Below are 26136 nucleotides of genomic sequence, written 5' to 3' on the forward strand. Positions count from 1 at the left end.
GGTCAGTGGATATTGCTTCTCCCCTGCGATTTTCTGGACATGATTCCGAGAAACAGTACAAGGAGCGACATGACCAGTATTGCAAGGAGCATGTAGAAGATATCGCTGAAGCCAGTTGGCTCAGACACGATTATAATGCCCGGTATTAGGCTCATCTTGTAAACAGTGCTCCCGGTGAAGATGCCCATGCTGACCACCTTCCTCCCACCCCTGAGCGAAACGAGTATCATTATTATCTCCGGAAATGATGACACCATGCCAATACCGTACGCACTGAGATCGACCAGGTTTATTCCGGTGTAGGAAGCGATGCCTATGGTGCTCCTGACAAGGGTATCGGATGACAGGAATATGAGAAAGAAGCTTACGATCAATACGATATTAGAATATTCCTGCGGCCCGTATCCTGCTTCCTTACTCCCTCCGGCCTTGATCACCAGGTATACAACGAATGGCACGAATAACGCGATGCTGTAAAACCAGGGTATGTGCACGAAGATCTCGGCAAATACCATCGAGAGGATGGTGAGCACCAGGATTACTATCATGTCCAGGGTGAATTCTCCGGCAACTTCCAGATAGCTTACCGCGACGATAACCGTGAAGAATGCCATCGTTATGAGATTCGAACCCTCCACAGCGCCTATGCCTATTTCCGGGTGACGGAATATGAGCGAAGATGCGGAAAGCGCTATCTCATCCAGAACGGAGGCAAATCCAACGAATATGGTTCCGGCATACATATCCCCGATGCCCCTGGAACGGAACATGGGCACCGCATTGTCAAAGAACGCGTCGCTGGAGAAAACAAGGATGATCAGCGATGCGATAAAAAATAACAGAAGATATATTATGGAACTGGCGGCTGATAAAAACATCAGCACCGATAATACCGCCAGAACTGATAGTATTTCAATGGAGTGCGGCTTCCTCAATCTGGTTCTCTCCCGCCTCCTCTATCATGTCCCCGCGTACGATTTTTCTGGTGGATATTGACGTGGGCCGAAGCTTGTCAACAAGGTATGCGAAGGCATCGTCGGCGGTCTTCGGGTCTCCGCATGTATAAATATCCAGAGTGACGAGCCCGTACTCCGGCCAGGTGTGGAACGACAGGTGCGATTCGGCAAGAAGCACTATGCCACTGGCACCCTTTGGCCGGAACTGGTAATAGTCAGACGATATCTTAGTTAACCGGCCGTACTCTACAGCGCCCTCTATGATAGGATACATGCGTTCTGTAGTAGCTATCAGTTCTGAATCCACCCCGTAGAAATCTGCAATGATATGAATTCCTACTCCCACTTCCATCGTCCTCCATACAGGTTTTCACCCCTTAGGTTAAAGAAAGAATTAATATGTTGTATTTAAATATTTTACATAGCCTAAGCATATGTATAAAATTTATGAATAGTTATTATTTTAGCAAATCCATTGCCAGTTATTCATAATTTATTTAAGATAATATTAAAATTATAATATCTGACTTCAAAATATTCATGAAAGGTCTGTTATGTTCGCTTTCACTGGATTATAACGGTTTTCCAGCTGTGGTATCTCGGCCATGGAATAGTGAAGTCGCCTTCTTGAAGTGACAAGAACCACGTTCTGCCCTCGAACGCTGGCTTCAAATGCGGCCTGCAGAGCTGAGTATTCTATATCTGGTTCTATCCCTATGTTTTTCAGGGCCACGTAGCCCGCCTCGCCCATGGCTGCGAAGAGTGCGGGGCTCAGATCCGCTGCAGCCTTTTTCAGTCTCTCACTGATTCCGCCATCTATGGAATCAGGAATGACGATTATAGAGAGCTTTCCGAAATTTACATCGATAAGCCCGGATAGGTTGGTTATGCCGACCAGGCCTCCGGCCTGTGAGTCATTCACAGCCCTGCCTGTTGCACCTCCACCAGACAGGAACGCATAAAGATAACCGCCCTTCATCCTGAGGTGTACTGTTGAACCTGCGGTGATATCCTCCGCAGCTATGGCCTCCCACACCATAAGGCTATCCAGATCCAGTATGTTGGATGTTATGAACTCGCGCATATCTGATAGCTGCCTGTAGAGGAAATCAAAACCCTTCTTCGTTATCCTGTTCTCTTCATCTATGAGTCCGTCCCTGCGCAGGTTCTTCATGTGATAGATCACGCCCTGAAGGGTTATGTCCATCTCCCTCGCTATCTCCGATGGCTTCTTCTTCCCGTGGTATATGTTGAGCAGGACGATTATCTGGTTGATCTGATCGGGTTTTGGTAGCATATTGTCTAATATATAAATGAAATTAATAATTTTTTGCTATTTCAACGATACCGCTCCTTCTATCACGATGACGCCCTACATTCTGATAGGGAAAACTATGCCCAGTATCAGCGAAATGAGGTACAGGAACCCGATAAACGAATTTGCATTGAAGAAGGATCTTCTAACCGTTTCTGGCTTCGATGGGTCCAGTATCACATGCTGGTATACCACCAGGAAGCTTATGACAATCATCGCGGCAAGGTACCAGTACGTCCTGACGTATAACATTACGGCCCAGAATGATATGAGCGTTACAGCATGGAAGATGATCGATATCTGCAATCCGCGTTTGAGCCCGTACCTGACCATCAGCGTTTTGAGGCCGTTGATCCTGTCATATTCTATGTCCGGTATGACATATATGACATCGAACCCCGCTATCCAGAACGAGGACCCGATGAATATGAGATAGATCGTCAGTTCCCTTGGAAACGCAGGTATTACCGCCAGATAGCCCGCCAATACGCCAACACCTATCGTTGACCCCATGTATACGTGCCGCCATGGAGTTATCCTCTTAAGGAGCGGGTCGGTCAGGAACAGGAATATGACCACGGGCGAGAGGATAAACACGAGGCGGTTCAGGAAATACGTTGCCATCTCGAACAGAGCAATGAAGAAAATGGTCATGGCAATGGCCTCCCTCTTGGATATCCTGCCGGATACAAGTGCCCAATCCTTCTTTCTAGGATTTATGACATCGTAACGCAGGCCCTCTATCCTGTTTATGGACATGGCCGAGGCCCTGGCGGAGACGGCGGCTATGAGGATCAGCAGTATCTTGATCGGATAGATGTACCGGCCAGCGGCAAGAACATACCCTGTGAATATGAAGGGCAGATCAAATACGGTATGTTCAAGCTTTATGTAATCGACGATGTCCCTGAAGTTCATAGATATGCACACCTTACACGAAATTTCGGTATATCTTCACTGAGTCATTCCGTTCTTCTTCATCAGATCTCTCACACGGTTCGTTACATCCTCCGGCATTTCAAGGACGTCCGGCCAGCGTCTCTGGTATCCCTCATCCGGTCTCTTCTTCGTGGCGTCTATGCCCATCTTCGATCCGTAATTGAATATGGGCGATGCATGGTCGAGGCTGTCCGTAACAGTTCCGGGTATTATTATGACGTCCCTGTCCGGATCTATCCTCGTGGTCATGGCCCATATGACCTCCTTCCTGTTGTGCACGTTTATATCGTCGTCCACAACCACTATGATCTTGGAGAACATCATCTGCCCCATGCCCCAGAGTCCGAACATGACCTTCTTTGCGTGCCCAGGATACCTCTTCTTGATGGAAACGATGACCATGTTGTGGAAAACTGCCTCCTCCATTGTGTTTATGTCAACGACCTCCGGCATGACCATCTGTATCAGCGGCAGGAACATCCTCTCTATCGTCTTTCCCATTATGACGTCTTCATGCCATAGTTTCCCGACTATTGTCGTCGGGTATATTCTGTCCCTGCGTTCAATGATCTTCTTTATGTGAAAGACCGGAAACTGCTCCTCAAGTGAGTAATAGCCGGTATGATCTCCAAACGGCCCTTCTATCCTTGTCTCGGCCGGATCTATGTAACCTTCCAGCACTATCTCAAAGTTTCTCGGATATTCCAGATTCACGGTTTTTCCCTTCACAAGATCGAAACGCTTCTTGGAGACGAGGCCACGGAACATGAATTCGTCTATGCCGTTTGGAAGCGGTGCCACAGCGGAAAAAATTGTGAGAGGATCGGATCCTATGACAACAGCTACGTCCATGACCTCATGCTTCTGCGCCTCCTTCTGGAAATTTTCTGATCCGCCCTTATGGATGTGCCAGTGCATACCTGTTGTCTCGCTGTCGTAGACCTGCATCCTGTACATGCCCATGTTTCTTGTTCCGGTTTCCGGATCCTTCGTTATAACCAGGGGCAGCGTTATGAATTTTCCACCGTCCTGGGGCCAGGTCTTGCATATGGGGTATCTGAACAGATCGACCCTGTCAAGCTCATCGTAGTTGGATGGAAGGCTGCCTGCTATCTTCGGTCTCAGCCCTCCGAGTTCTCTCATCATCTCTATACCCTTCCCTATGAAGCTCTCGCTGTCTCCAGGCGGCTGCGCTATCTCAACTATCCTGCGACCTATCTGGTATGGATCATCACCTAGCACCGTCTTCATCTTCTCATATGTAGAGAACAGGTTGCCTACAGCCGGAACCTCACTTCCCTTAACCCTGTTGAACTGAATCGTGCGTCCCCGGCCTATCCGCTCCTCCTCGCTGAGAATGTATGTGAGTTCCAGATCGGGATCTACCTGGTCGTTCACCGTTATGAGATCGTTTTTCCTGGCGAGAAAATCGAGATACTCATGCAGATCATCGAACAACATAACAGCTTATGCCAACTTACATTAAGAAATTTAGCGATCCTTCAAAGGCAAAGATGCCTTAAAAATTGTTCTGAACTCATGCAATCAGAAGATTCTCAGCAACGCGAGGGTTGGAGAGAAAGTGTATGTGGGCGTATGTTGCCGTAACACTGCCACTTGAAAAACCGTCTTCAAACGATGATGACCTGCTTTTCAGCACGAAGGGGTGATCGTAGGGCCCATCGAACCTTATTCTGGACTTGTGGAATTCGTGACCCCTCGCAGTTTCACCTGCCCTCAGGATGCTGGTATCTCTCTTTGCGCTTATTTCTCTGTAGCCTATGACCAGGCTTGCATCCATATAAACCGATGCCGGAATAATGCCAACACCACCATAGATATGACCGTCCGTGCTCTCGAGCGATCTGCAGAGAAACATGTAACCGCCGCATTCAGCGTAAACTCCTGTTCCGATGCTGGCAGCGTGCCTTATTGCCTCAATGGTATCGGTCGCAGATTGTAGTTTCCCGGCAAAGACCTCAGGATAGCCACCACCCAGGTATATAAGATCGCTGTCAGCATCCGGCACCTCATTCCCCATGGGCGAGAAATACCTGATCGATGCCCCCATCCTCTTCAGCATCCTCAGATTTTCCTCGTAATAGAAATCGAAGGCGCTGTCCATGGCAACGGACACCTTGAATGTGCCCAGGCGCTCTATCTCTGGAGAATACAAAGTTTCAAGCTTATCTGCCGATCTTGCTATATCTATGATCTGATGCATATCGATAACTGTGCTTGAATCGATTGCACCAAATATCTCTCTTATCTCATCGATCTCGTATGCCTGTACGAGCCCAAGATGCCTACTTTCAAGTACAGCCTTCTCGTTCCTTATCATGTATCCCAGCACCGGCACGCCTGTTTTTTCCTCAACAGCATCCCTGATCAAGCGGTAGTGCGATTCACCGGAAACCCTTGTGACGATTACACCACGCAGCAGTTCTCCAGCGTATGCCTTGATGCCAGAAACTATGGCAGCAGCGGTTGCCGATATTCCGTAACCGTCGATGACCAGCACTATCGGGGTCCCGGTTCTCCGTGCCAGGTCATAGGTACTGCCTGTGAAATCTGAACCGGCACCATCGAACAGACCCATGACCCCTTCGATCACCGAGATGTCAAATTCCCGCGATCCCTCGATCAGAAGATACCTTATCTGATCGTCATTCATCATCCACAGATCCAGATTCTCGCTTGGAACACCAGAGGCAAGCCTGTGGAACTGTGGATCTATGTAGTCAGGGCCAATCTTGTATGGTTTGACCTTCATCTGATTGGCTAAAAGCTTCAGTATAATTGAAATTGTAATGGTTGTCTTCCCGGCCCCGCTCTCAGTGCCGGCCACGATCAACCTAGGGACTTTCATCCAAAATAACCCAGATCCTCTTTGTTCTGCTTGTTCTGGAACTCCTCTGCCATCTTTCCAGTTATCTGTTCTATCTGCTTGCTGCGTGTCTCTATATCGCTCATGTCTATCTTGATTCCAAGCTGCCTCTGAAGAACGTTTAGAACTTCCATTGCACTCTTGGGATCCGCAAAATATCCCGATGTTTCTCCCATCAGGCATGCCCCATTCATATTGAAAAGCTCCATTCCAAGGCCAAGGATCAGACCTGCAGATCCTACGATGCCTCCGCCGGGTTCGCCCTTTGGAAAAACAACGCCGTTCTTTTCAAGATCCGCTACGAGGTTCTTGTCCGTCACCGCACCCAGAACTCTTGGCTTATCGACGATCTTTCCTATGCTGTAGCCTCCAAGCGTGTATATCATGGAAACTCCGATCTCCTTGGCTATCTGCAGCACCTGATATGAAAGCTCATACTGAGCTTCCTGGGTTGTACCCTGGAAGTCTCCGGCAAGAATAACCAGATCATGCTTTCCACGCATCTTCTTGTAATAGATCGAATTCCTCACAAGATGTACGACGCTGTCGTCATTGATAAAAACCTGGGGCGGTAAATACTGCGAGAATATATCGTACATTTTGGTCATGTTCAGCTTTTCTACGATGTAATCCGCCGCTATCTTCCCCACGTTCCCGATACCTGGCAACCCACCTATTAGTATCGGGGATTTCAGTTTGATATCCTTATATTTGATCACCACTATTTTCTCCATCAATTTCACCTCTCAACTCTTCAATCCTGTATTTTCTGAACCTGTCCACAGGGGAATAACGTGGCGGTACAGCTATATAAGTGTCTGAACCGCATTTTGGGCATTTCTCTTCCATTGTGTAGGCATGGCACCTGGGACATTTTCTGATGAGGGACTTCATTGCTTGTTGAACTCCACTTCCACCTGTAGCTTCTTGGCCTTCTCGTTAACTATCTGCACAACCTTTTTAAGAATTTCTTCGGCCTTTTTGTAGTCCTTGTCCTTCACCACTATTCTGTACCTCGGAGCGCCAACATACTCAAGTTCAACCTTTCCCGTATCCTCAGGTATTGTGAGAACTTCCTTTATCCTCTCAACACCATCTGAAGCTAAAGAATAGACCTCAAAGTATCCGGAGACGGAAACCTCTGGGATCGTTATGTTCTCCTTGGCGATCTCCACAAACACATTCTTCCAGTCGCCATTCATCTCTGGAAGCCATTCTCCATTTGACTGCGCTGCACTTTCAAAGGCAGCGAAAAGCGTTCCAAACAGCTCAACAAGCCTCCTACCGAACTGCTCCTTGCATTCTTCAGGATTTCTATTAAGCCTGCTGCACACTATCTCGAACAACTTATCTGCCTTCTGTTCGTTCTTCCACTCAGCTATCTTCTCCCTGCTCTGGTGCTGGTTTACCCTCTTCAGCGAAAGATCGACAACCTTCCGCTCGGGATTGACGCCTATAACCTTGCATACGACACGCTGCCCCTCACGGAGATAACTCCTTATATGCTTGACCCAGCCAGTGGCGACCTCTGAGATGTGTATGTAACCTTCCACGCCAGGGTATTCCTCCAGAACACCGTTTGCTCCGAAGTTTTTAACTTCTGTTATCTTGACGACAACAAGATCTCCATTATCCGGTAGGGGTTTAATATTCATAGTACCTCTACTACCTCACCCGAGGTTGCAAGTATTCCCCCTGTTGGTTTTGCGATCGTAGCACCGCAGATGTTGCAGGTCACGGTGGAAGATGGCCTCGCGAAGACCACCTGCACGTTTCCGCAGTCTCTGCATTTTATCTTAACAAAATGGCCGTTTATATTCTTGGGCTTTACGAATTTAACATCCGCCATGATCACGCCTCCACGATCTCGAACTTCTTTGCCCTTATTCCAGGTGGAGTAATTGCTTTGTGACACTCATCGCAAACAAGCCTCAGAGCTATCCTCTTTGTTGGTTTTTCCCTTCCCTCGAACTTTGGCCTCGGGAAACCTCCATAACCGGATGTGACTCTCCTGAATCTCCTCTGCCCGGCTTTAAGTTCGCTTGCTTTTCGCTTTCTTACCCTCTCCACTGAATGGCTTGTATGCTTTTTGCAGTATGGGCAATACGTCATTATCTTCTTAGGCATCTTCAAATAGATTCACCTTGATGTGCAAGTATTTCAATCTATTATTTTTACCTTTTTGCCGTCGCTGGTGATGAGGCCTTTGAAAGTACCTAATTTTCATTCAAGAACTGGAACCATCCGAAAGCAAATGATAAAAATCAGAGTTTATCTATTACATTTCTCAGCACATCACCCGGATTAATCCCAACTTTCTGTGCTTCCTGTGATGCTTCAACCACCTTGGCTGATAGCATGTCATCCAGGGTTTTAACTCCCATAACGCGCACTGCTATGTCTCCCACCTTGTTCGATGTCTCCATGTTAAGATAACCGCACATGGCATACCCCTTGCTGCCTTTTATGAAAAGAAGCGGCGCATTTCCAAGGTCACTTTTGAAAAACTGATAGACCTTACCGCCTATCTCGATAGAATCTATCTGCATCATAGCCTGATATCCTAGACACTGATAAATTACTTTCCGAAGAGCGCGGTTTAGTTACTGATCCGCCACTGATCGAACTGGATATGCTGGGCGATGCGATTAAAAATCATCTTCGACCCCACCTGCAAAAATGCCAGTTTGTGTGTTCAATTTGATATCATTACCAGTTCCGCCTTGCTTTCTTATGAACCGCCGGATAATCGCGATATGACCACATTTGAACCATGCCGACTTTCTAAAATATCGACCATCCCTTAACAGCAGGATATCTACCGTACAAGTATCTGAAATGATGAGCCACCATACCAAGATTTGTATATAACAACATGATTAATGTTGTGATAATCATGGTTCTTCAGGATATTGATGGAATATTCGACTCTCAGGCCATTCTCGCCGGTCGTTTTCACAATGATCTAACGGTCATCAATGAAAAATACGATCTTTTTTACCTGATGCTGCCCACAATAAATGAGAAGAAGATCGTTTCATTCTATATATTCCTGCAGGACGATCAGATCCCGGAGAGACACAGAGAGGAGATAGAATCTGTACTTAACAAGTTCAATCCCGTGATCAAAAATGGCATATGGAAGATCTATCTGGACACGGAGAGTTTCAAGCTGAGTGAGCCGTTTTCTACCTTTTTCGGCATTGACAGCATAGTATTTGATATGGGTTCTATGAAAGGCGGAGAGATGCTTCTTCCCGTACGCTTTATCTCAAAGGATAAGGATGCCCTTGTAAACTCCATTATAGATTCCGCAGGGTACGGTGAGAATATATATTTAAGGTATATTGGACAGAACAAGGGCTTTGATTACTCTTTCATCGCAATCAAGCTTCTAGATCAGGTCTATAAACTTACGCTATCAATAGATAACCCGCATGTAATGCACGGAATATTCGCGGAAACAAAGAAAAACATCGCTTGGAGAAGGGAATCAAAAGCACCTCACAAGGACAACACAGAGGACTACATATACGCACTTGACGATACACACACTATACCGGACATACTCATAGACACCGCCTATACGGGAGAAAAGGGAACGGTCTACATAGGCAAACATTCCAACTATGATATATACAGGGCATTTTTCGGCGACGCTCTGACAAACCACATGAGCAGTGTAATGATATCAGAAAATGTCTATTATCTCAGGAGATGGTCAAAGTATGAGGATGGCAAGCTGTTTCTATACTTCTACACAACCGTTGATTTCCTCAGGCTTATACCTGCCATTCTTGACAGCACAAGGAAGAATTTTCCAAAGGTAAACATGAAAATCGATGAGATAACACCCATGTGAAGAACTTTGCAGCTAAAATTTATTTTCAGGCAAAATCTGTATAGATATTGCGCACCATATACTATTTATCAAACGCCCTTATGATTGATACATGCACCTTCACGACAATGATCAGATCAGCTTGAATGCATCCACATCTAGGACATCATACACATCCGTGCGGCGATGCTTTAGAACTGGCACCTCTTCGCGATATTTTTCAACAAGGGAGAAATCGATATCGAATGTTATGACTCCCTCATCCGTTCCCATCTCCGCCAGAACATCGCCGTACGGAGAGATCACCATGGAATGCCCTGTGAACCTATGGCCGGTCTGGGCAGCCCCAATTACAAATACGCCGTTTTCCATTGCTCTGGCCTTCAGAAGCGTCTTCCACTGGTCATACTTACGTTCACCTGCAAACCAGCCCGCCTGATAGATGATCAACTTGGCGCCGTCCAGGGCAAGCATCCTGGCCGGTTCCGGGAACCTGAGATCATAGCATATCAGAACCCCAAGCGGATCTCCGGATCCATTGAAAATAGCTGGCCTGGCATCTCCTTTTTCGAATACGCTGCTTTCCCTGAAGCCGAATGCGTCGAAGAGATGCAGCTTTCTGTACTTCAGGATCAAACCGAGTTCATCTATGTAAATTGCCGTATTGAATGGCTTCAGATTGTACTGATTCCGTTCCGGTATGTTCAGTATGATCTTCTGGCTCTCACTTCTTGCTATTTCAGTTATGCTCTTCACAAATTTTCCATCCAGAGGTTCCGATATGGTTTTCATATCATCCTTTCCGTCAAAAGCCGGTGCATATATCTGATATTCCGGAAACACAACAAGATCAGAATTTTTTGCCTTTTCCAGCAATCTGTAGGACGCTTCTATGTTCTTTTCCCTGTCAGTGCTTGATTCCATCTGTACTACAGCAACCTTCATAAACGACACCCATCAAACGCTAAGCGGAGATCCTTCGATTTTATATCGTACAATAATATTTTAAGGTATTCAGGAACTGGCATAATTCGACAGAACATAACTCTTGAGGGCTGGTCTTAAAGACATCTGCCGAAATATCGCATGAAAACGTGGACCTTATTCTATCTGCCGAAGTTCGCCGGTTTGCCTGTTACAAAAGAAGATTCTTCCTGCTAGGACACATCCAGTAGAAGCCCCAAGGAAAATTCCAGGGGAATGAGTTCGGAGTATCCCGCCGCATCCTCCTTGTACTGATAAGCGATAAGCATAGGCACACTTTTCATTGAGCATATCCATAGCATACTACTAGAAGATGAAGTTTATTGCTTTTTCTGAACTCCTAACATTTCTATGAACTTAAGTATTTTTCGCATTTCTATGTAATCTGCCACGTGAAACTTTGCGTGCGTTTCTCCTTCTCCGACTTTTATTGTAAGCGCGTCATCATTGGCTTCGAAGGCCGCCTCGTCGGTAGCATCATCGCCTGCTATTATGGCCGGCCTTTCTCCTCTTACAGACCTTATTGCAGATCCCTTGTTAACGCCGGGAACACGGAGCTCTATGATCATCTTCCCGTAATATGTTTCCACTCCAAATATTCTGGCTATCTCTTCGATCCTCGATCTTAATTTTGGCTTCATATCCGCCCCCATAAGTCCGAGATGATACAGCACTGCAAGATTCTTCCTATATATCCTGAGCCCCGGGAAATCAGATACCCATGACCTTGTATCTTCGTATATTCTGTCGAAGACTCCAAGGAAGCGATCTGATCCATTGTTGTAAACGATCTGCCCATTGATCTTCGAACATGCGCCATGATAGCAGATCATATTTATGTCAAGTGGCAGAAACCTGCTTATTTCCTCGGGAGATCTTCCCGTAACGATATAGGTATCAAATCTTTCTTTAAGATCGGATATCAGCGAGAGGAGACCAGCATCAGCATAGCTCTCCTCCGGGTTCATTATTATCGGCACAAGCGTGCCGTCATAATCGAGGAATATCATGGGGTTCTGCGTTACTATGGCATAAAGTGCATCTTCAAGTGACTGTTCTATCATTTATCTTCCTCTTTGCTATCGCATTGATTCGTCGGATCCACCAGTCAGTATCTCTCCTTGACACCTCTTCCTTCATCTTCCTGAGCCTTTCCCGGATCTCATCCTCGCCCATATTCATGGCGCTGTATATCGCTTCCGCAACTTCGCCAAGGCTATTTGGATTCACGACCACGGCTCCGTCCAGGCAGTTTGAAGCACCGGCAAATCTTGAAAGTATCAGGATACCCTTATCGGATGATGCTACAAACTCCTTTGAAACCAGGTTCAGGCCATCGATCAGTGGTGTTATGAGAGCTATATCCGCATTCTTGTAATACGATACCAGCATCTTATCGGAGATCTTCCTGTACATGTATAGTATCGGCATCCAGCTGATCGATCCGAACTCTCCATTTATTCTGCCTATATGCATCTCGAGTTCGCGCTTCATGGCCACATAATCTGACACGGTTGTCCTGCTGGGTGTGACTATCATAACGTAAACGAACTTGCCCACGAGATCGGGGTGCCTTCTAAGCAGCTCCTCGATTGAAAGAACCCGATTCACCAGGCCCTTCGTGTAATCCAGTCTGTCTATGGAAAATATAAGCTTTCTGTCCATGAGCGCATAGCTCTTTATGTCCGTACCCCTTGTCTTGCTGAAGTAGCGGTAATCTATTCCGAGAGGTATAACCAGGCTCTTTGCTCTCGAGTTCTCGTCCAGAAGATCTGTAAAGTTCTTCCTGTAGGTTTCGGTATGGAATGTTATGAAGTCAGATCTCGAAAGGCTGTCGATTATATCCCTGCTCTCAGGCAGCGTCTCGAACATCTCCTTGGAAACCCATGGTATGTGCCAGGTGAATATTATCCGGTTTGTTATTCCTCGATCCCGGAGCATCTTAGGAACAAGGGAAAGCTGGTAATCATGTATCCATATAACGTCCTCCGGAGATAACGACTGAACGATCATGTTGGTGAATTTTTCGTTGACACGCCTGTAGATTTCGTAGCCATTGTCTGTGTACTTGACCCTCTCCCTGAAGTAATGGAATAGCGGCCACAGCGTTCTGTTAGAGTAAAGATCATAATAGCCATGTTTTTCAGGCACACTGAGCATGACCCTGCGGATTCTGTATTTCCCAACGTCCTCATCCAGATATTTGCCATCCAGCTTGCCGTCTCCCCAGCAAATCCAAGTGCCACCGTATTTTTCCATCGCTCTCCGCAGGGCTGTAGCAACCCCGCCAACATTTTCCTTTATGATCTCCTTTCCTGCAGCCTTATCATGGGAAAATGGGCATCTGCTGGAGACGACTATGTACTTCATGCATCCATATTATCTTATGATATTAAAATGCTAAAGCGCATGATCGCTTCGGAAGGAATATCGACAGGGCGAGATTCGCTGTCTCATAATCGCCCGGATCTGCGCTGAAGCCGTAAAATCACGAAAATCTTATATAGATGTGTTCTATATAGTGTTCGGCAACGGTCATAGCAGCAGGGAAACACCAGATCCCATTCCGAACTCGACGGTTAAGCCTGCTGCGTATTGCGTTGTACTGTATGCCGCGAGGGTACGGGAAGCGCAATATGCTGTTACCACTTTTGAAATGAAAGTTTTTTACATCTATCTTTAATTCAGTGGCAATGATTAATCCTTGGTCATCATCTGATTTCTTCGACTATGAGAGGCTAAAGAGAGAATTCGGCATAGGCGATATGAACGTTCCCTTCGATCATTTTCTCTTCAGGAGGCACCTTATACTTGGCCAGCGATCCATAGACTATATCGACTACGCTTTAAAGCATCACATGAAATTCAACGTTATGACTGGCCTCATGCCTTCAGGAGAGATGCATCTTGGCAACAAGAGCGCCATAGACCAGGTCATCTTCTTCCAGAAGCTTGGCGGCAGGGTTTCCATAGCGGTGGCTGATCTCGAATCTTATTCGACGAGGGGGATAAGCCTTGAACGGGCCAGGGAAGTTGCCATAGAGAAGTACATATTGAACTACATTGCCATGGGCCTGGAGCCATGCGAGATATATTTTCAGTCCAGAAACAGCGACGTGCAGTTCCTGGCTTACATGCTGGGGAACAGAACCAACATGAGTGAGCTCAGATCGCTCTATGGGTTCACTGACACCCACGATCTGCTTCATATCAATGCGCCGCTGATACAGGCCGCAGACGTACTGCACACCCAGATGAAAAAATATGGGGGCCCAGCTCCTACCGTCGTGCCTGTTGGCTTCGATCAGGACCCGCACCTGAGATTGATGAGGGACCTTGCCAAGAGGATGAGGATATTCAACATACAGTTAGAAAATGATCTGGTGGTATCCGTCAGAGGAAAGGACGACCCGAAAGAGTACATAGACATGGCCTACGAATATCTCTCCAGTAGGTACACGAACGTGAAGAAGGACTATGAATACAGGGTTGTAAGGGCTGATGGAGTCGATCAGCAGGACCTTGTGGGCATAGACCTGGACCTCGCCCATATGGAGACCAAGTACAACGATTTCGCCTTTATAGCTCCGTCTGCAACATACCAGAAGTTGATGAAGGGCCTCAAGGGCGGGAAGATGTCTTCATCCGTACCGGATTCGCTCATATCCCTGAACGATGACCCGAAGGAGGCCAGAAGAAAGATAATGGCCGGCATGACGGGCGGGAGAGACACAGAAGAGGAGCAGCGCAGGCTTGGAGGGGAGCCAGACAGATGCCCGATATTCGACCTGTACAATTATGAGATTGATGACGACAAGCATGTAAAGGAGGTTTACGACGACTGCAGGAACGGGAAGAGAATGTGTGGGTTCTGCAAGCGCGAAATAGCTGACAGGATGGCCAGCTGGCTATCCGATCTTTCAAAAAAGAGGGAAGAGGCGAGAGAAAAACTCTCACTTTATATTCATGAATAGATCTTTTTCCATGAGCTCCTTCAACTTGCCCAGTTCCGACGGCTTGAATATGCCATATTCCGTTATGAAACCGGTCACATATTCGTTTGGCGTGACGTCGAAGGCTGGATTCCTGCTGTGGCTTTCAACCGGTCCTATTCTCGTGCCATTTATCTCAAGCACCTCGTTCTCGTCGCGTTCCTCTATCGGTATCTCATCGCCGCTCTTTATGCTGAAATCGAATGTGCTTCCCGGTGCCGCAACGTAAAACGGTATGCCGTTGGTCTTAGCGAGCACAGCCTTCTCATATGTGCCTATCTTGTTGGCGAAATCGCCGTTGCTTGCTATGCGGTCCGCACCGACTATCACCAGATCAACTTCCTTTCTCCTCATGTAGAATCCGGCTGCATTGTCGGCTATTATGGCGTGATCTATGCCCTCCTGGGCAAGTTCCCATGCGGTAAGCTTTGCGCCCTGGAGCCTGGGTCTCGTTTCATCCACAAAGACAAAGATGTTCTTGCCGTCGCCGTGTGCCATCCTTATTGGGGCCAGCGCCGTGCCCCAGTCTACCACTGCGAGTGCGCCTGCGTTGCAGTGCGTAAGAATCCTGGCATTCTGGCCTATCAGCTGGTTTCCTATCTCACCGATCTTCCTGCTTCTTCCCGATATCTCCATGGCGTATCTTCTGGCGGAGTTCATGTCAAAATCGTTGATCTGCATGTATCTGATGGCCTTGAACAGGTCATACGCTGTTGGCCTGGTCGATCCTATCTTTCTGACAGCTTCGTCCATATTCTCCCCTTTTTTCTTCGCCATGGCCAGGCCATAGGCCGCAGTGACACCTATGGCAGGAGCACCCCTGACAACCATGTTCTTGATCGCATAGGCTATGTCATCGGAATTCTTGGCTTCGAATATCTCGATCTTCTCTGGAAGCTTTCGCTGATCTATCAACTTTACCTCATCATCCTCATACCAGACGGCTTTCAAAGTTCTGACTTCACCATCTATGACTACCTTCATCGTGCATTACCTTTTTCTTCATTTTCAAGAGATATTTAACAGATTCCCATGCTTCCACAGATGAAGCACTTTGGAATGAAGCGGTCTCTGAATTGCGGCCATCATTATTTCGGAATCACCGATAAGCTGCGTATACCATTGTCTGCCACGATCATCTCATTCCGCTACAGTATCCGACCTGTTTTCCTCCTGCGCAGCCTGCTTCTTCTGCACAGCCTTCAGCACCAATATGAATACCGCTGTGCCTGCCAGGGAGCCAAAAATATCCTGCGGAACGTAGAGAAACAGCGCATTCAGGAGATTGATGTGGATCAGATTGAGTATCACGCCAACGATAAGCCCGGATATTCCAGCCAGATTTACGTTTCCGAGACCGTTCTTCGGTATAGAGTAAAAATCTGCACTGTTTGCTGAATGCCGGTTCATCATGAACCAGTCGGCTATGAGAACGAATGTGAACGGGAATATGATCGAACCGCTGAGATTCAGGAAGCCTGAAGCATAGTTAAGGATGCCTGCGTAGGCCAGAACCGCCCCAAGTGTGCCCAGTATCGCCGTTGAAATGGGCTGCGCGAACTTCCTCAGTCTCTTGTTGAACAGACCCTCAATAGCGGAGAGTAGATCTGCCGTTGCAGGATACAGATTCATGGAATTGGTGTGAATTATGGCCAGCGACGCGCCTATGGACGCTATTATGGCCACAGCGCCTCCGATGCTGCCCAAGCCACTGAACCTGACCGCTGCAAGATTCCAGTTTTCTGCGGCAGCCTCCGATATCAGTCCGAGAGATCCCATAACATATACAGGTACGATTATGCCGATCGACGGTGCCATGAAGAAGCCTGATCTTTCCAAAGCTGGTTCTCCGGCTTCCCTCTTTCTGGCAAATCTGCTTATGGTGGATACCTTATAGGCCCAGGCCAGTATGGAGAAGGCCAGTACAAGGCCTATGGCCGAACCCCAGTTCACCGCGGTTGACGGATGCAGTACAGCGTACATATCTGGACGATAAACCCTGAACAGGAGATATGTCAGGATTCCGTAACTGAAAACCAGCAGTATGGCCGTGTATCTGTAGAATTTCTCAAGGTATTTTGCACCAAACAGAACGAGCATTATCTGAACAATAGCCATGAACGATATCCATATGATGGGGGAAGAGGAAGTTACCGATGCAAGTATGAGACCACCGGTTATATCGTTCAGGCCGAACCATCCAAGATTAACGAAGGTGAATATCAGGGACATGACGCTGGAGGATGCGTAACCAAGTGTCTTTCTTGATATGATCATTGCAGGTACGGGTATGGTCCTTCCCATCTCAGAAAATATTCCCACCGGTACGAAACCGATCAGAAATGCAATCGATATCGCTATCAGCATATCTATCAGGCCAAGCGGATAAAGCAGATAGCCTATGAGCGGCGTCAGCGCAGAAGCGCTTGCCATAGACCAGAAAACCGTCATCTTCCACGGTCCCATTATCCTGGAAGTACCCGGAATTGGATCCACGCCTATTATCTCAATCCCATGATCACTAACGCCTGTGTCCATTGAAATGAAAATACGTCTGTATATTTTATTTATCGCTAATTGCATACCATAAATTTGAGAAACTATTTCACCATCGCTGTTCACAGGTCAGTTATCCGCTTCTGAGCGGATGGCCATACAAAGCAGTTTCTGCATCTTGGTTCGTACAGATCCTTGCCGCCGATCCTTATTATTTCACCAAAGGCCGGCGATCCGTTTATTATTCTCTGCGTGAATATCGCATCGCTTCCGCATCTTGAGCACACGGCACTCAGAGTGTATATCTCATCAGATATCGCCAGGATATCCACCGTCATACGGAATGGGTTTCCGAAGTGATCCCTGTTCAGGGCGGCCACGTATACTGTCCTTCCGCTGTTGGCCAGATCCTCTAGGTGCTGTGGTAACCTTGAGGATGGCTTCCAGAACTGTGCTTCGTCGAACCCCAGAACATTTGAGTCCCTTGTCCGTGCTGCCAGGAATTCTCCAAACCTCTCATCGGTCGGGGCGATCACAGCGGGCAGCTTTATGCCCTTGTGTGTCACGACTTCATTTTCAGAATATCTGGAATCTATTTCCGGCTTGAAGAGCGTGACCTTTCTGCCGGCCAGTATGTGCCTCTCCATGAGCTCAATGAGCCTGGAAGTCTTACCAGAGAACATCGGGCCGGTTATGGTTATTATCTTACCTGGATTTCCAGTCATCCAACGTTAATGGATCTTCATATGAAAAACTTATTTGGAAAAATATCATGCGAAGATGATGACCCTCCGTCATATAGCCTTCTATCGCTCATTCCAACATCGTAAGCTCAACCTCTGGAAGTTGCCCGTTCGCTGAATTCGTATGCCCTTGAATTTAGGGGTTTCGCCAGGGCTATATGCATAGATTCTTTAGTACAGATGTTGATATGGCTTATGTAAATTATAACATAATGGAAAATGCTGTAAGAGTTTTTATTGTTTTTAATACGTAGTACAGGATTAATTTATATGATAACCTAAATATAAATCTTCAATATTTACCCGCATGATCCGTTTCGGAAAGATCGTATTTACAAATGCGGATATCGGGACAGATTTCAAGATATACCGTTCTTTCTCGCATCTACTGCTGCCAACGGGCAGATCCACAAATTACTTCATAATGCAGTGCAGTGGTGGTCAGGTGCACTTCTTTCTGGGAAGCGATGACCTGACGGGCTTCAACTTTATCAGCAAATTCTTTGTGAGGCTATACCCCAGCTACATCGTAGAGGAAGAACCTGATATGCAGGAATATTCATTCAGGCGCTATATCACGAGGATCGGGGACAGGCGATCTGGTGAGTTCTATTTTCCGGATCTGATCGATGACATAGTATCGTTTCACAGCACATTTCCGGATATTCCCCTGTTGTACGCATGCGGTATAATATCCGGCAGGACGCACACTGGAAAGAGGTATTCGGTATACATTGACATAGGTATCGGGCCTTCGGGTCTCAGATCAGATAGCATATTTGGGGTTTTTGAGGAAACACTCAATTCCTTAAAGACAAGGCATGGCGTGAGGCTGAGAAGGGTGAGGCTGAACTCGCTGATGATGGACGACAATATGCGGTTTCCATTCAACCTCATAAATTTTGTTAGAGTACCGGCTGATGTGAATGTTTGACTACGACCCCTCAGTAAATATCAGAGGAAGAACAAAATCCGGCATTCTGTTGGGCTATCAGAATGACGGATCGCCTTACTTCATGCCAGATGATATGCTTACGGGGCATCTCTCGATAACCGGCAAGACGGGTACTGGAAAATCCAGCTACCTCCGCTTTCTGATAAGAAACATGGACAATGTGGCCGGCAATCTGGTCATAATCGATCCTCATGGAACGCTCATGGATTCTCTGTACAGCTCAGGGAGGGATGTGGTCTATCTTGGGCTCGATACCGCCATGGAGGACGGAACGGAGAGAAAGATCAGGATGAACGTGCTCGATCAGGACGCCGATCCTGACATGATAGCAGGATGGATCAGATCAATATTTTCTTCCTCCTCCTTCTCCAATAACACCTGGGGCCCAAGGTTAGACGTGATGTTCAGGTCTGTCCTGGCGGAATACATAAGGAATGCGGAGTACCCAACCATATCCGAATTCTTCAGCCTGATTGCCAGCCCAGTCAAAACGAGGCAGTTCATTTCAGGCCTGCAAGATGGTCCCGTGAAGGATCTAATCCAGATGTTCATATCCGACCGATCATACTGGAGGGAGTATACCGCATCAACACTCAATAAGATAATACCGGTCATATCCTCGAAGAATCTTTCAGATCTTGTTTCATCTAGGAATCCCTTAGACCTGTATTCCGTAATGTCGGAAGGCGATAGGATAGTGTTCGTCGATGTGGCAAAGGGAAAGATGCCGGCCGATGTATCATCGCAGGTATCGTATCTCATGCTGATGAAATTCTGGTTCGATTCGCTCAAGAGATACAGGGAAGGAAAGGTTGTGAACACATACATATTCGTGGATGAGGCCCAGAATATACCAACTGGCATACTTGAGACGATATTGAGTGAGGGGAGAAAATATGGCATGAGATTGATACTCTCTAATCAATACCTGGATCAAGCTTCAGCCTACCAGGCTGCACTCTTCGGAAACGTCAGGAACTACATATCTTTTCAGGTTTCTCCATCGGATGCGGCTATGCTTTCCAGAACGATAAACGAAAGATCCAGGGCCCGTATGACCAGCGTACTCACATCGCAGCATTTGCACAGGTTTATCGTCTGGTCAAGTGATCAGGTGCTTGGCCCCACGTCGTTGAAATTTTCGCCACCTTCGTTCACTGCTGACGATCGTATAAGCAGAAGCATAATCAAGTATGGGTCTGTTGAGGCACCCGAAAAGGACAGGGAATCGCAAAATAGCCTCCATGCGCAGCTGATCATGTCATTTGCCCAGTTTCTTGAAGGCAATGGCATCAAGGTTCAGTTTGGCCATTTCTCCAATCTCATACCCGATGCCCACTTCTATCTAAACGGGAGAGTTTACATAATTGAGGCTGAGGTATCTGATATAGATCATCCTGCGCGGATACTGGACAAAATCAGAAATTATCGGAACTACAACGTTATATTCATAACCGATGATACCAGGATACAGGATCTTTACAATCTTGTGTACGCAAGGAGAGAGATAAGCAGCGATGGCACGATCCAGTTCGCAGGATCCATAAGATCACACATATCCGAAGTCTCCGGCATATTCGAGAGAACATGGATCGTATCGCCACAGGATAGGCCGAAGTTTCATTTTTCTGGAAGGAACAGAAAGTTGACGATCTCAGCCTTGGATGAGACTCCATTCATGAGAAGACTCAGGCAAAGCAAATATGGCCCGACACTGATAGCTATCTACGATCTTATGAAGTCCACGAACACATATATATTCAGAAAGGATGAAATTATTTCATTTTTCAATTTTGACACTGATTTTATAGAATCAATTTTTGACAAAAACGGAACTATTTCATTGTATGACATTTTTTTAAATACAAATCTGAAATTTCACTAGGAAAAAAGATTATACTACTTCTTAATAGTGTCTTGATATGACTGACAACAAGAAGATAATGGATATCGCCAGAATGACAAAAAGAGGTGCTTCTGTCAGAGTAACAATTCCCAAGAAAGTACTGAAAAAATTGAACTTCAAGGATGAAGATCTAATAGCATTTTATGAATCAGAAGATGGCCGCATATACATCGACCTTTTGAAGTGAGGTGTTGTAGATATCGATATTTGCTTGACATGATCCCGCAATTTGCGATATTTGATTCTGCATTATCCTGCCAAATCCGTCTGACATGCACAGACAAATGTTTTTAGTTCCATGTTGCGATACTTGCACATGACGTTGCCAAACCTCAGCAAGCGAGAATTGCTTGTACTGAGGGCGCTTTACAGAAATTCCAGACTGTCGATAGAGGAAATATCCGGGGAAACCGGAATAAGCAGAAATACAGTTGCACAGATCATAAAGAAGCTTGAAAATGAAGGAACAATACAGGGCTACACAGTCAGGATGAACGATGATAAGCTGGAAACCGTGATAGCCGTGGTGAATGGCCCCATTGATATTCCTGATCACATGGTTTATGAGGATTACTCATTGAGCAATGGGAAACATCTGCTGGTAATGGATAGATCCGCTCTATCAATGAACTTCCCGTATGAATACCTCTGGGTATCCACTGGAAGAAGATATGGCAAGGCAATGGAGGCTAGGACTGCACGTATATGCGATTATTGCGGCAAGATAATTGTATCTGATCCGATCATAGTTCACAGCCACAACAGGGATTATTACGTATGCTGCCCAAACTGCGAACACGATCTCAAAAAAAGATTGAAAATGGAAAGCTGAAAAATCACAGATCCAGTTCTCCCAGGCCCATGATTATCAGCACGAAGCCTATGAATGAGAACAACAGCGCCAACCAGCTGCCTATCTGATGCGGGCCTACTTCGCTATTTATGGTCGGAAATACCTGATAATCAAGGAAAACCGGTATGGCTATTATAAGTAGGATTATGCCCGCTATGATCTTTCCTGAAGATCTTTTTTTCTCCTTTAAGAGTTCAACAAGGCTATTCAAAAGCCACTCACCCCCAGAAGCACGAACGCAAACACATAGAGCAGTATGGGTGTTATTAAAGTCTTCATCGACATCTTCCCCCTCCTAGAGTAATTGTGATAGATGGAGATGGCGTAGAGTATAAGCGATGCAATCATGATGATCAACGTGAAGAGTTCAAGAGAAAATAGATATCGGCCGTAGTTTCCAAAAACGGGAGAGGTCATCTGGTTTATCTGCTCGTGATACATTATTGCTATGGGCTTTATTATGAGCGTATATAGAACCAGGGTTATCGATCCGAAAATGTAGACCATCATGGAGGAATAGTATAATTTCAACGAGAATCTGTCCAATTATCTCACCTCCATCTCATGCCTCATTATTATGAACGCTATAGCTCCGCTAAGGATAAGATCGATTGCGAATACCACTGCCCATATTCGCTGATCGCCTGTGCTGTTGCTCAGCGCTATGATCCACAGAACTATTGCTATGATGAACTGCAGGCCTCCTATTGAATATACTGCCTTTACCGATCCGTTCATCTTTCCTCACCATCCTTCCTTGCAAACCTCATGGCGTATACTGTTGCGAAGGAAACGAATGTTATGCCCCACCACATGAACATGGTCAGCAGCCTTGTTTGAGAAAGCCCGGGCTGGCTAGCACCCCAGAGAGCCATGACCGGAATGCCTACGATTATAAACACACCGAAAGCGGTGATTGCTGGCCTGTCCAGGGGATGCGTTCCACTGTACCTGTCAATGAACGGGAGTATCAGTAGAAATATGAAGAAGACTATAACAAGTGGAACACCACCCGTGGTGAGCCCGTATCCGGCTGTATCCATGAGCTTGTAAACGGGCAATATATACCAGTCAGGAAAAGGAGTTGTTCCATACACAGGCAGTCCGTAAGCGCTTGGAATAACCTGCGGGAACGCGGCGGAGAAGACAAGTATTACTCCTATGAACATCAGCGAGAGAAATATGGTATAAAGAAGGTTCACTGGGAACCAGGGAACGAGTTTCTCATTCTTCTCGTACTTTACGCCATAAGGACCTGATTTTTCGAAGAGAAAGAAGTGTATGAATGCGACAGCTATTATCAGTGTGGAAAGTATCATAACATGAAGGCCAAGTATATGCGAGAATGTCTGGGCTGTGGTTCCATTTCCAACCAGAATTGATATGAGCCAGTTAGAAAGGCCTGGAAGAAGCCTGCCTATTATGCTGCGTTCTATGAGCAGCTCACCAACATGTGTTGCAGCCACGCTTATATATGTATAAGTGAGCATGTATCCAACTATCGCCGTGGTATACACAAGGATGAAAAGCACAACACCAAGTATCCACTGAAGCCACCTCCACTTTCCCTTGTAGGCCCCAATAAAGTAATTTCTGAGCATGTGGGCATAAACAAGCACGATCATGGCATATGCCATGTACAGATGCGATGTGAGCAGGGCATAGCCAAATGGCACCGTACTCGTTATTGCCAGGGTGGAAGAATAAGGATGGCCGCTCTGGTAGTAATAGAATAGAAGCATTCCCGAAACAGCAAGGTATGCAACAGCTGCCATCAAAAAGGATCCTGTCCAGTAATCGAGCCTGAACTCCTTCCGCGATATTGGCCGCAGCACCACCTTGTATGATCCGGGATATTCCGTGTCCTCCTCCATGAGTTTCGTTATATCGTATTCATTTTTCTCCATATCAGAACCTCCCGCTCCACTTGAAATTGGAGCTGGATACAACTACGGTCTTGTAATTTCCAAGGGAATCGTCGTAGGGCAGAGCCGAACCGCCGGACAGGTTCTCCTGAACAACCTCAGGCCCATACACTTCGCCGTTTGGTTGCCAGAGATGCGTTCGGATAACTGCATTTACAGGATTCATGCCTATGGCGTATATGTAATCCGTTGTAGTATCGTGATAGAATAGGACTTGCGGTAGGGAATGGTTGGCTGGGCTCGGCGCCGGGCCGGAATTGTACAGGTTATGCGGGCCTTCAATCGGATTGTACTGGCTTCCATGGCACTTGCAGTAAATGAGCCCATAGGTCGGCCAGTTGGATTTGTTGTATCCTATGAGCTGGGCCTCAAATGGGATTGAGTTTCCGGGATGGTAGTCAAGCAGGGGAACTGTGCATCCAAGATGCTGACATATGCCGCTATAAGCCGTGATGCTGTCAATACCACCACTTGAATTCTTTATGTGAATCGCCTTGGGTATATTCACATTTCTAAGCCTGATGAGTATATTTGGTTCATCCTGAAGCGGATAGTTGAACACCAATATTGGATAGCTACTGCTTGAAGGCGTCGCATATGGTATCTCTGAAGCGGTTATCGGATTATCATCCGGATCCACTAAGATTGCCGTCGGGTATTTTCCATCATATGATGTTACTGGTACATTTCTCGTGGTCGGAACGAAGAATCTCTCAAGGGAGATGCCTCCAAGGGCAACGGAAAACAATGATATCATCGCACCCTTGAGAAAAGATCTCCTACTCTCATCAACAGAATCTTTGGACTGCCCGGAATTGTTCCGCATGATCAACTACAAAAAATTATTATACTTAATTATTGTGTAATAATTATCCGAAATATTATTTTGATTATCGATTATATATGTAAATAATCGATATTATTAAAAATACCCCAGGATATTATCTTCAATCAATTAACTATTGTAAATTATAATATGAAAATATCGTAATGCCCGAAGCAGGGCTTGCTACATTTATTTGATAGTATAAATATTTTTAGTTAATCTGAAAAATTTGCGCCAGTCAATTTTTACATCTTAGCATATAATAATAATTCAACGTCATACGTGCATGCAAAATAAGGCCAAAATATGAATGCCCTAGGCTTGTTATCGAAGTTGCACCTATCCTTTTAGAGGCAAAGATTAAATATGGTGATTTGCTGATAGAATGATTATATGCTTGATTCGGCCATTGAATGGTTAATAGTCATCGTTGCAATCCTGGTCCTGTTTGGAAGCGCAAAGAAGGTTCCTGAACTGGCCAAAAACATAGGGAGAGCCACAGGCGAATTCAAAAGGGGCCAGATGGAAGTTGAAGAGGAAATCAGGAAGGCCATGTATTCCAAACCAGCGCAGACCACTTCCGCATCTGGCGTGGATTATATAGCAGTTGCAAAGACCATGGGAATAGACACCGATGGGAAGAGCATAGATGAGCTGAAATCTGAGATACAGGAAAAACTTCAGCATGCCCAGTGAACTATTAGATATAATACAGAAAAATATAGATGAACTTCGTATGAGGGCAGTACGTGCCCTTATAGCTTTTTTTGTTTTTTTTCTTATATTTTTCACCTTCAAATTCGAATACGTTACCTTTCTTGGCCACAGGATAGTTATACTATATCCAGATCCTTATGATAATGCCGGTGCGCAGTTCCTTAGGCTTTCGGAATATCACGTGCTTCCTAAAGATGTGGAACTAATAGCGTTAAAACCAACGGATGCTATGGTGGCTGACATATACAGTGTCATGTTCCTGGCCCTTCTATTCAGTATGCCAGTGATCGTAATGGAAGCGGCAAAATTCATTTCACCAGGTTTAAAGAAGCGGGAGATCCAGACAATAAGAAGCCTTGGGATACCGGCCGCAGCACTGTTCGCTGTTGGGAGTCTCTTCGGGTTCTGGTACGTTTTTCCAGTACTGTTCAGGATATTCTTCTATTTTGATTTCGCAGTTGGATCTTCTCCGACCATGGGGATTGCCAATTACACTTCATTTTTCTTCATTTACATAGTGTCATTCGGCCTGTCCTTCGAGATGCCCGTCATAATGGTAGCACTGACAAAACTGAAAATAGTTCCAGCCAGTTTCTGGCTGAGAAACTGGAGATATGCGGTTGTAGGTTCGCTGATATTCGGTCTTGTATTCTCGCCTGGGGTACTTGGCGTGAGCATGATGATAATGGCAATACCGATGATGGCCCTCTACTTTGTCGGAGCATTCATCGCGAAAAGGGTCGAGAAAAGGGATCAGGCCATGTACAACATCGCGGCAGATTGAATCAATCTGAATCTTGA

General features: G+C 46.1%; 31 protein-coding genes and 1 rRNA gene. 9 read left to right on the forward strand and 23 right to left on the reverse strand.

The features are described 5' to 3' along the window. Positions 1-2: 2 nt before the first annotated feature. The 12 genes from TA_RS06180 to TA_RS06230 form a co-directional block, all read right to left on the reverse strand. Complete coding sequence (locus TA_RS06180; protein ID WP_048162003.1) at positions 3-935, reverse strand: sodium:calcium antiporter; 933 nt, start codon at positions 933-935, stop codon at positions 3-5. Continuing rightward, positions 913-1308, reverse strand: a complete 396-nt coding sequence (gene speD, locus TA_RS06185; protein WP_010901603.1) for an adenosylmethionine decarboxylase — start codon at positions 1306-1308, stop codon at positions 913-915. The genes TA_RS06180 and speD overlap by 23 nt, the downstream gene beginning before the upstream one ends. 186 nt (positions 1309-1494) lie before the next feature. Next, complete coding sequence (locus TA_RS06190; RefSeq protein ID WP_010901604.1) at positions 1495-2253, reverse strand: DUF7839 domain-containing protein; 759 nt, start codon at positions 2251-2253, stop codon at positions 1495-1497. A 75-nt stretch (positions 2254-2328) separates the two neighbouring features. Then, complete coding sequence (locus TA_RS06195; RefSeq protein ID WP_010901605.1) at positions 2329-3189, reverse strand: UbiA-like polyprenyltransferase; 861 nt, start codon at positions 3187-3189, stop codon at positions 2329-2331. Positions 3190-3225: 36 nt separating this feature from the next. Beyond that, positions 3226-4671 (reverse strand): menaquinone biosynthesis decarboxylase, encoded by a 1446-nt coding sequence (locus TA_RS06200; RefSeq protein WP_048162005.1) that lies wholly within the window; start codon positions 4669-4671, stop codon positions 3226-3228. Between the two features lie 76 nt (positions 4672-4747). Then, complete coding sequence (locus TA_RS06205) at positions 4748-6079, reverse strand: cobyrinate a,c-diamide synthase (RefSeq protein ID WP_010901607.1); 1332 nt, start codon at positions 6077-6079, stop codon at positions 4748-4750. Continuing rightward, positions 6076-6831, reverse strand: a complete 756-nt coding sequence (locus TA_RS06210; protein ID WP_010901608.1) for a proteasome assembly chaperone family protein — start codon at positions 6829-6831, stop codon at positions 6076-6078. Before TA_RS06210 ends, TA_RS06205 begins: the two co-directional genes overlap by 4 nt. Then, positions 6803-6991, reverse strand: coding sequence for an RNA-protein complex protein Nop10 (locus TA_RS08025; RefSeq protein ID WP_010901609.1), 189 nt, complete (start codon positions 6989-6991; stop codon positions 6803-6805). The genes TA_RS06210 and TA_RS08025 overlap by 29 nt, the downstream gene beginning before the upstream one ends. Continuing rightward, complete coding sequence (locus TA_RS06215; RefSeq protein ID WP_010901610.1) at positions 6988-7752, reverse strand: translation initiation factor IF-2 subunit alpha; 765 nt, start codon at positions 7750-7752, stop codon at positions 6988-6990. The genes TA_RS08025 and TA_RS06215 overlap by 4 nt, the downstream gene beginning before the upstream one ends. Further along, positions 7749-7946, reverse strand: coding sequence for a 30S ribosomal protein S27e (locus TA_RS06220; RefSeq protein ID WP_010901611.1), 198 nt, complete (start codon positions 7944-7946; stop codon positions 7749-7751). The genes TA_RS06215 and TA_RS06220 overlap by 4 nt, the downstream gene beginning before the upstream one ends. A 2-nt stretch (positions 7947-7948) precedes the next feature. Further along, positions 7949-8230: a 50S ribosomal protein L44e gene (locus tag TA_RS06225; protein WP_010901612.1), complete on the reverse strand. Its 282-nt coding sequence runs from the start codon at positions 8228-8230 to the stop codon at positions 7949-7951. 131 nt (positions 8231-8361) lie between these two features. Next, on the reverse strand, positions 8362-8649 hold the full coding sequence (locus TA_RS06230; protein ID WP_010901613.1) for a YunC family protein: 288 nt from the start codon (positions 8647-8649) through the stop codon (positions 8362-8364). 344 nt (positions 8650-8993) lie between these two features. Between TA_RS06230 and TA_RS06240 the strand changes: the two genes are divergently transcribed. Continuing rightward, positions 8994-9959 carry a hypothetical protein gene (locus tag TA_RS06240; RefSeq protein ID WP_048162403.1) on the forward strand — a complete coding sequence of 322 codons (966 nt, stop codon included), beginning with the start codon at positions 8994-8996 and terminating at the stop codon, positions 9957-9959. A gap of 111 nt (positions 9960-10070) precedes the next feature. On the opposite strand, the gene TA_RS06245 is transcribed toward TA_RS06240, so the two are convergent. The 3 genes from TA_RS06245 to TA_RS06255 form a co-directional block, all read right to left on the reverse strand. Further along, the gene (locus TA_RS06245) at positions 10071-10883 is read right to left on the reverse strand and encodes a carbon-nitrogen hydrolase family protein (RefSeq protein WP_010901615.1); all 813 of its coding nucleotides are present in this window, start codon (positions 10881-10883) and stop codon (positions 10071-10073) included. A 359-nt stretch (positions 10884-11242) separates the two neighbouring features. Continuing rightward, positions 11243-11986, reverse strand: a complete 744-nt coding sequence (gene otsB, locus TA_RS06250) for a trehalose-phosphatase (RefSeq protein WP_010901616.1) — start codon at positions 11984-11986, stop codon at positions 11243-11245. Continuing rightward, positions 11967-13292 (reverse strand): alpha,alpha-trehalose-phosphate synthase (UDP-forming), encoded by a 1326-nt coding sequence (locus TA_RS06255; RefSeq protein ID WP_010901617.1) that lies wholly within the window; start codon positions 13290-13292, stop codon positions 11967-11969. Before TA_RS06255 ends, otsB begins: the two co-directional genes overlap by 20 nt. Positions 13293-13449: 157 nt before the next feature. On the opposite strand from TA_RS06255, the gene rrf reads away from it, so the two are divergent. Both rrf and TA_RS06265 read left to right on the forward strand, forming a co-directional pair. Next, positions 13450-13570, forward strand: a 5S ribosomal RNA gene (rrf, locus tag TA_RS06260). A 45-nt stretch (positions 13571-13615) separates the two neighbouring features. Beyond that, entirely contained in the window at positions 13616-14896 is a 1281-nt protein-coding gene (locus TA_RS06265) for a tryptophan--tRNA ligase (protein WP_010901618.1), read from the forward strand. Here the strand turns inward: TA_RS06265 and mtnA are convergent. From mtnA to TA_RS06280, 3 genes are all read right to left on the reverse strand, one after another. After that, a complete protein-coding gene (gene mtnA, locus TA_RS06270) occupies positions 14876-15898 on the reverse strand; it encodes an S-methyl-5-thioribose-1-phosphate isomerase (protein WP_010901619.1) in 1023 nt (340 codons plus the stop codon). The genes TA_RS06265 and mtnA overlap by 21 nt on opposite strands. Positions 15899-16054: 156 nt before the next feature. Further along, positions 16055-17452: a purine-cytosine permease family protein gene (locus TA_RS06275; RefSeq protein ID WP_048162011.1), complete on the reverse strand. Its 1398-nt coding sequence runs from the start codon at positions 17450-17452 to the stop codon at positions 16055-16057. Between the two features lie 80 nt (positions 17453-17532). Beyond that, positions 17533-18135, reverse strand: a complete 603-nt coding sequence (locus TA_RS06280) for a thymidine kinase (RefSeq protein ID WP_048162013.1) — start codon at positions 18133-18135, stop codon at positions 17533-17535. A gap of 325 nt (positions 18136-18460) precedes the next feature. Between TA_RS06280 and TA_RS06285 the strand changes: the two genes are divergently transcribed. The 4 genes from TA_RS06285 (at position 18461) to TA_RS06300 (ending at position 21846) form a co-directional block, all read left to right on the forward strand. Beyond that, positions 18461-19087, forward strand: a complete 627-nt coding sequence (locus tag TA_RS06285; RefSeq protein ID WP_010901622.1) for a hypothetical protein — start codon at positions 18461-18463, stop codon at positions 19085-19087. After that, the gene (locus tag TA_RS06290) at positions 19080-20993 is read left to right on the forward strand and encodes a type IV secretion system DNA-binding domain-containing protein (RefSeq protein ID WP_048162015.1); all 1914 of its coding nucleotides are present in this window, start codon (positions 19080-19082) and stop codon (positions 20991-20993) included. The genes TA_RS06285 and TA_RS06290 overlap by 8 nt, the downstream gene beginning before the upstream one ends. A 37-nt stretch (positions 20994-21030) precedes the next feature. Beyond that, positions 21031-21201 (forward strand): AbrB/MazE/SpoVT family DNA-binding domain-containing protein, encoded by a 171-nt coding sequence (locus tag TA_RS06295; RefSeq protein ID WP_010901624.1) that lies wholly within the window; start codon positions 21031-21033, stop codon positions 21199-21201. A 129-nt stretch (positions 21202-21330) separates the two neighbouring features. Continuing rightward, the gene (locus TA_RS06300) at positions 21331-21846 is read left to right on the forward strand and encodes a TRASH domain-containing protein (protein ID WP_048162018.1); all 516 of its coding nucleotides are present in this window, start codon (positions 21331-21333) and stop codon (positions 21844-21846) included. Between the two features lie 4 nt (positions 21847-21850). On the opposite strand, the gene TA_RS06305 is transcribed toward TA_RS06300, so the two are convergent. Genes TA_RS06305 through TA_RS06325 form a run of 5 tightly spaced genes read right to left on the reverse strand, consistent with a single transcriptional unit; the run spans position 21851 to position 24618 of the window. Then, positions 21851-22078, reverse strand: coding sequence for a hypothetical protein (locus TA_RS06305; RefSeq protein ID WP_010901626.1), 228 nt, complete (start codon positions 22076-22078; stop codon positions 21851-21853). Beyond that, on the reverse strand, positions 22075-22413 hold the full coding sequence (locus TA_RS06310) for a hypothetical protein (protein ID WP_241761825.1): 339 nt from the start codon (positions 22411-22413) through the stop codon (positions 22075-22077). Before TA_RS06310 ends, TA_RS06305 begins: the two co-directional genes overlap by 4 nt. Then, on the reverse strand, positions 22414-22605 hold the full coding sequence (locus TA_RS06315) for a hypothetical protein (protein WP_010901628.1): 192 nt from the start codon (positions 22603-22605) through the stop codon (positions 22414-22416). Then, entirely contained in the window at positions 22602-23774 is a 1173-nt protein-coding gene (locus TA_RS06320; RefSeq protein ID WP_048162022.1) for a cytochrome b, read from the reverse strand. The genes TA_RS06315 and TA_RS06320 overlap by 4 nt, the downstream gene beginning before the upstream one ends. 1 nt (position 23775) lies before the next feature. Continuing rightward, entirely contained in the window at positions 23776-24618 is an 843-nt protein-coding gene (locus TA_RS06325; RefSeq protein WP_048162023.1) for a Rieske (2Fe-2S) protein, read from the reverse strand. A 393-nt stretch (positions 24619-25011) separates the two neighbouring features. Between TA_RS06325 and TA_RS06330 the strand changes: the two genes are divergently transcribed. Further along, on the forward strand, positions 25012-25314 hold the full coding sequence (locus TA_RS06330; protein WP_010901631.1) for a twin-arginine translocase TatA/TatE family subunit: 303 nt from the start codon (positions 25012-25014) through the stop codon (positions 25312-25314). A gap of 40 nt (positions 25315-25354) precedes the next feature. After that, on the forward strand, positions 25355-26119 hold the full coding sequence (gene tatC, locus TA_RS06335; RefSeq protein WP_010901632.1) for a Sec-independent protein translocase TatC: 765 nt from the start codon (positions 25355-25357) through the stop codon (positions 26117-26119). Positions 26120-26136 lie beyond the last annotated feature (17 nt).

Origin of the sequence: Thermoplasma acidophilum DSM 1728 (genome assembly GCF_000195915.1) — an archaeon.
In the GTDB taxonomy this organism is placed as follows: Archaea; Thermoplasmatota; Thermoplasmata; order Thermoplasmatales; family Thermoplasmataceae; genus Thermoplasma; species Thermoplasma acidophilum.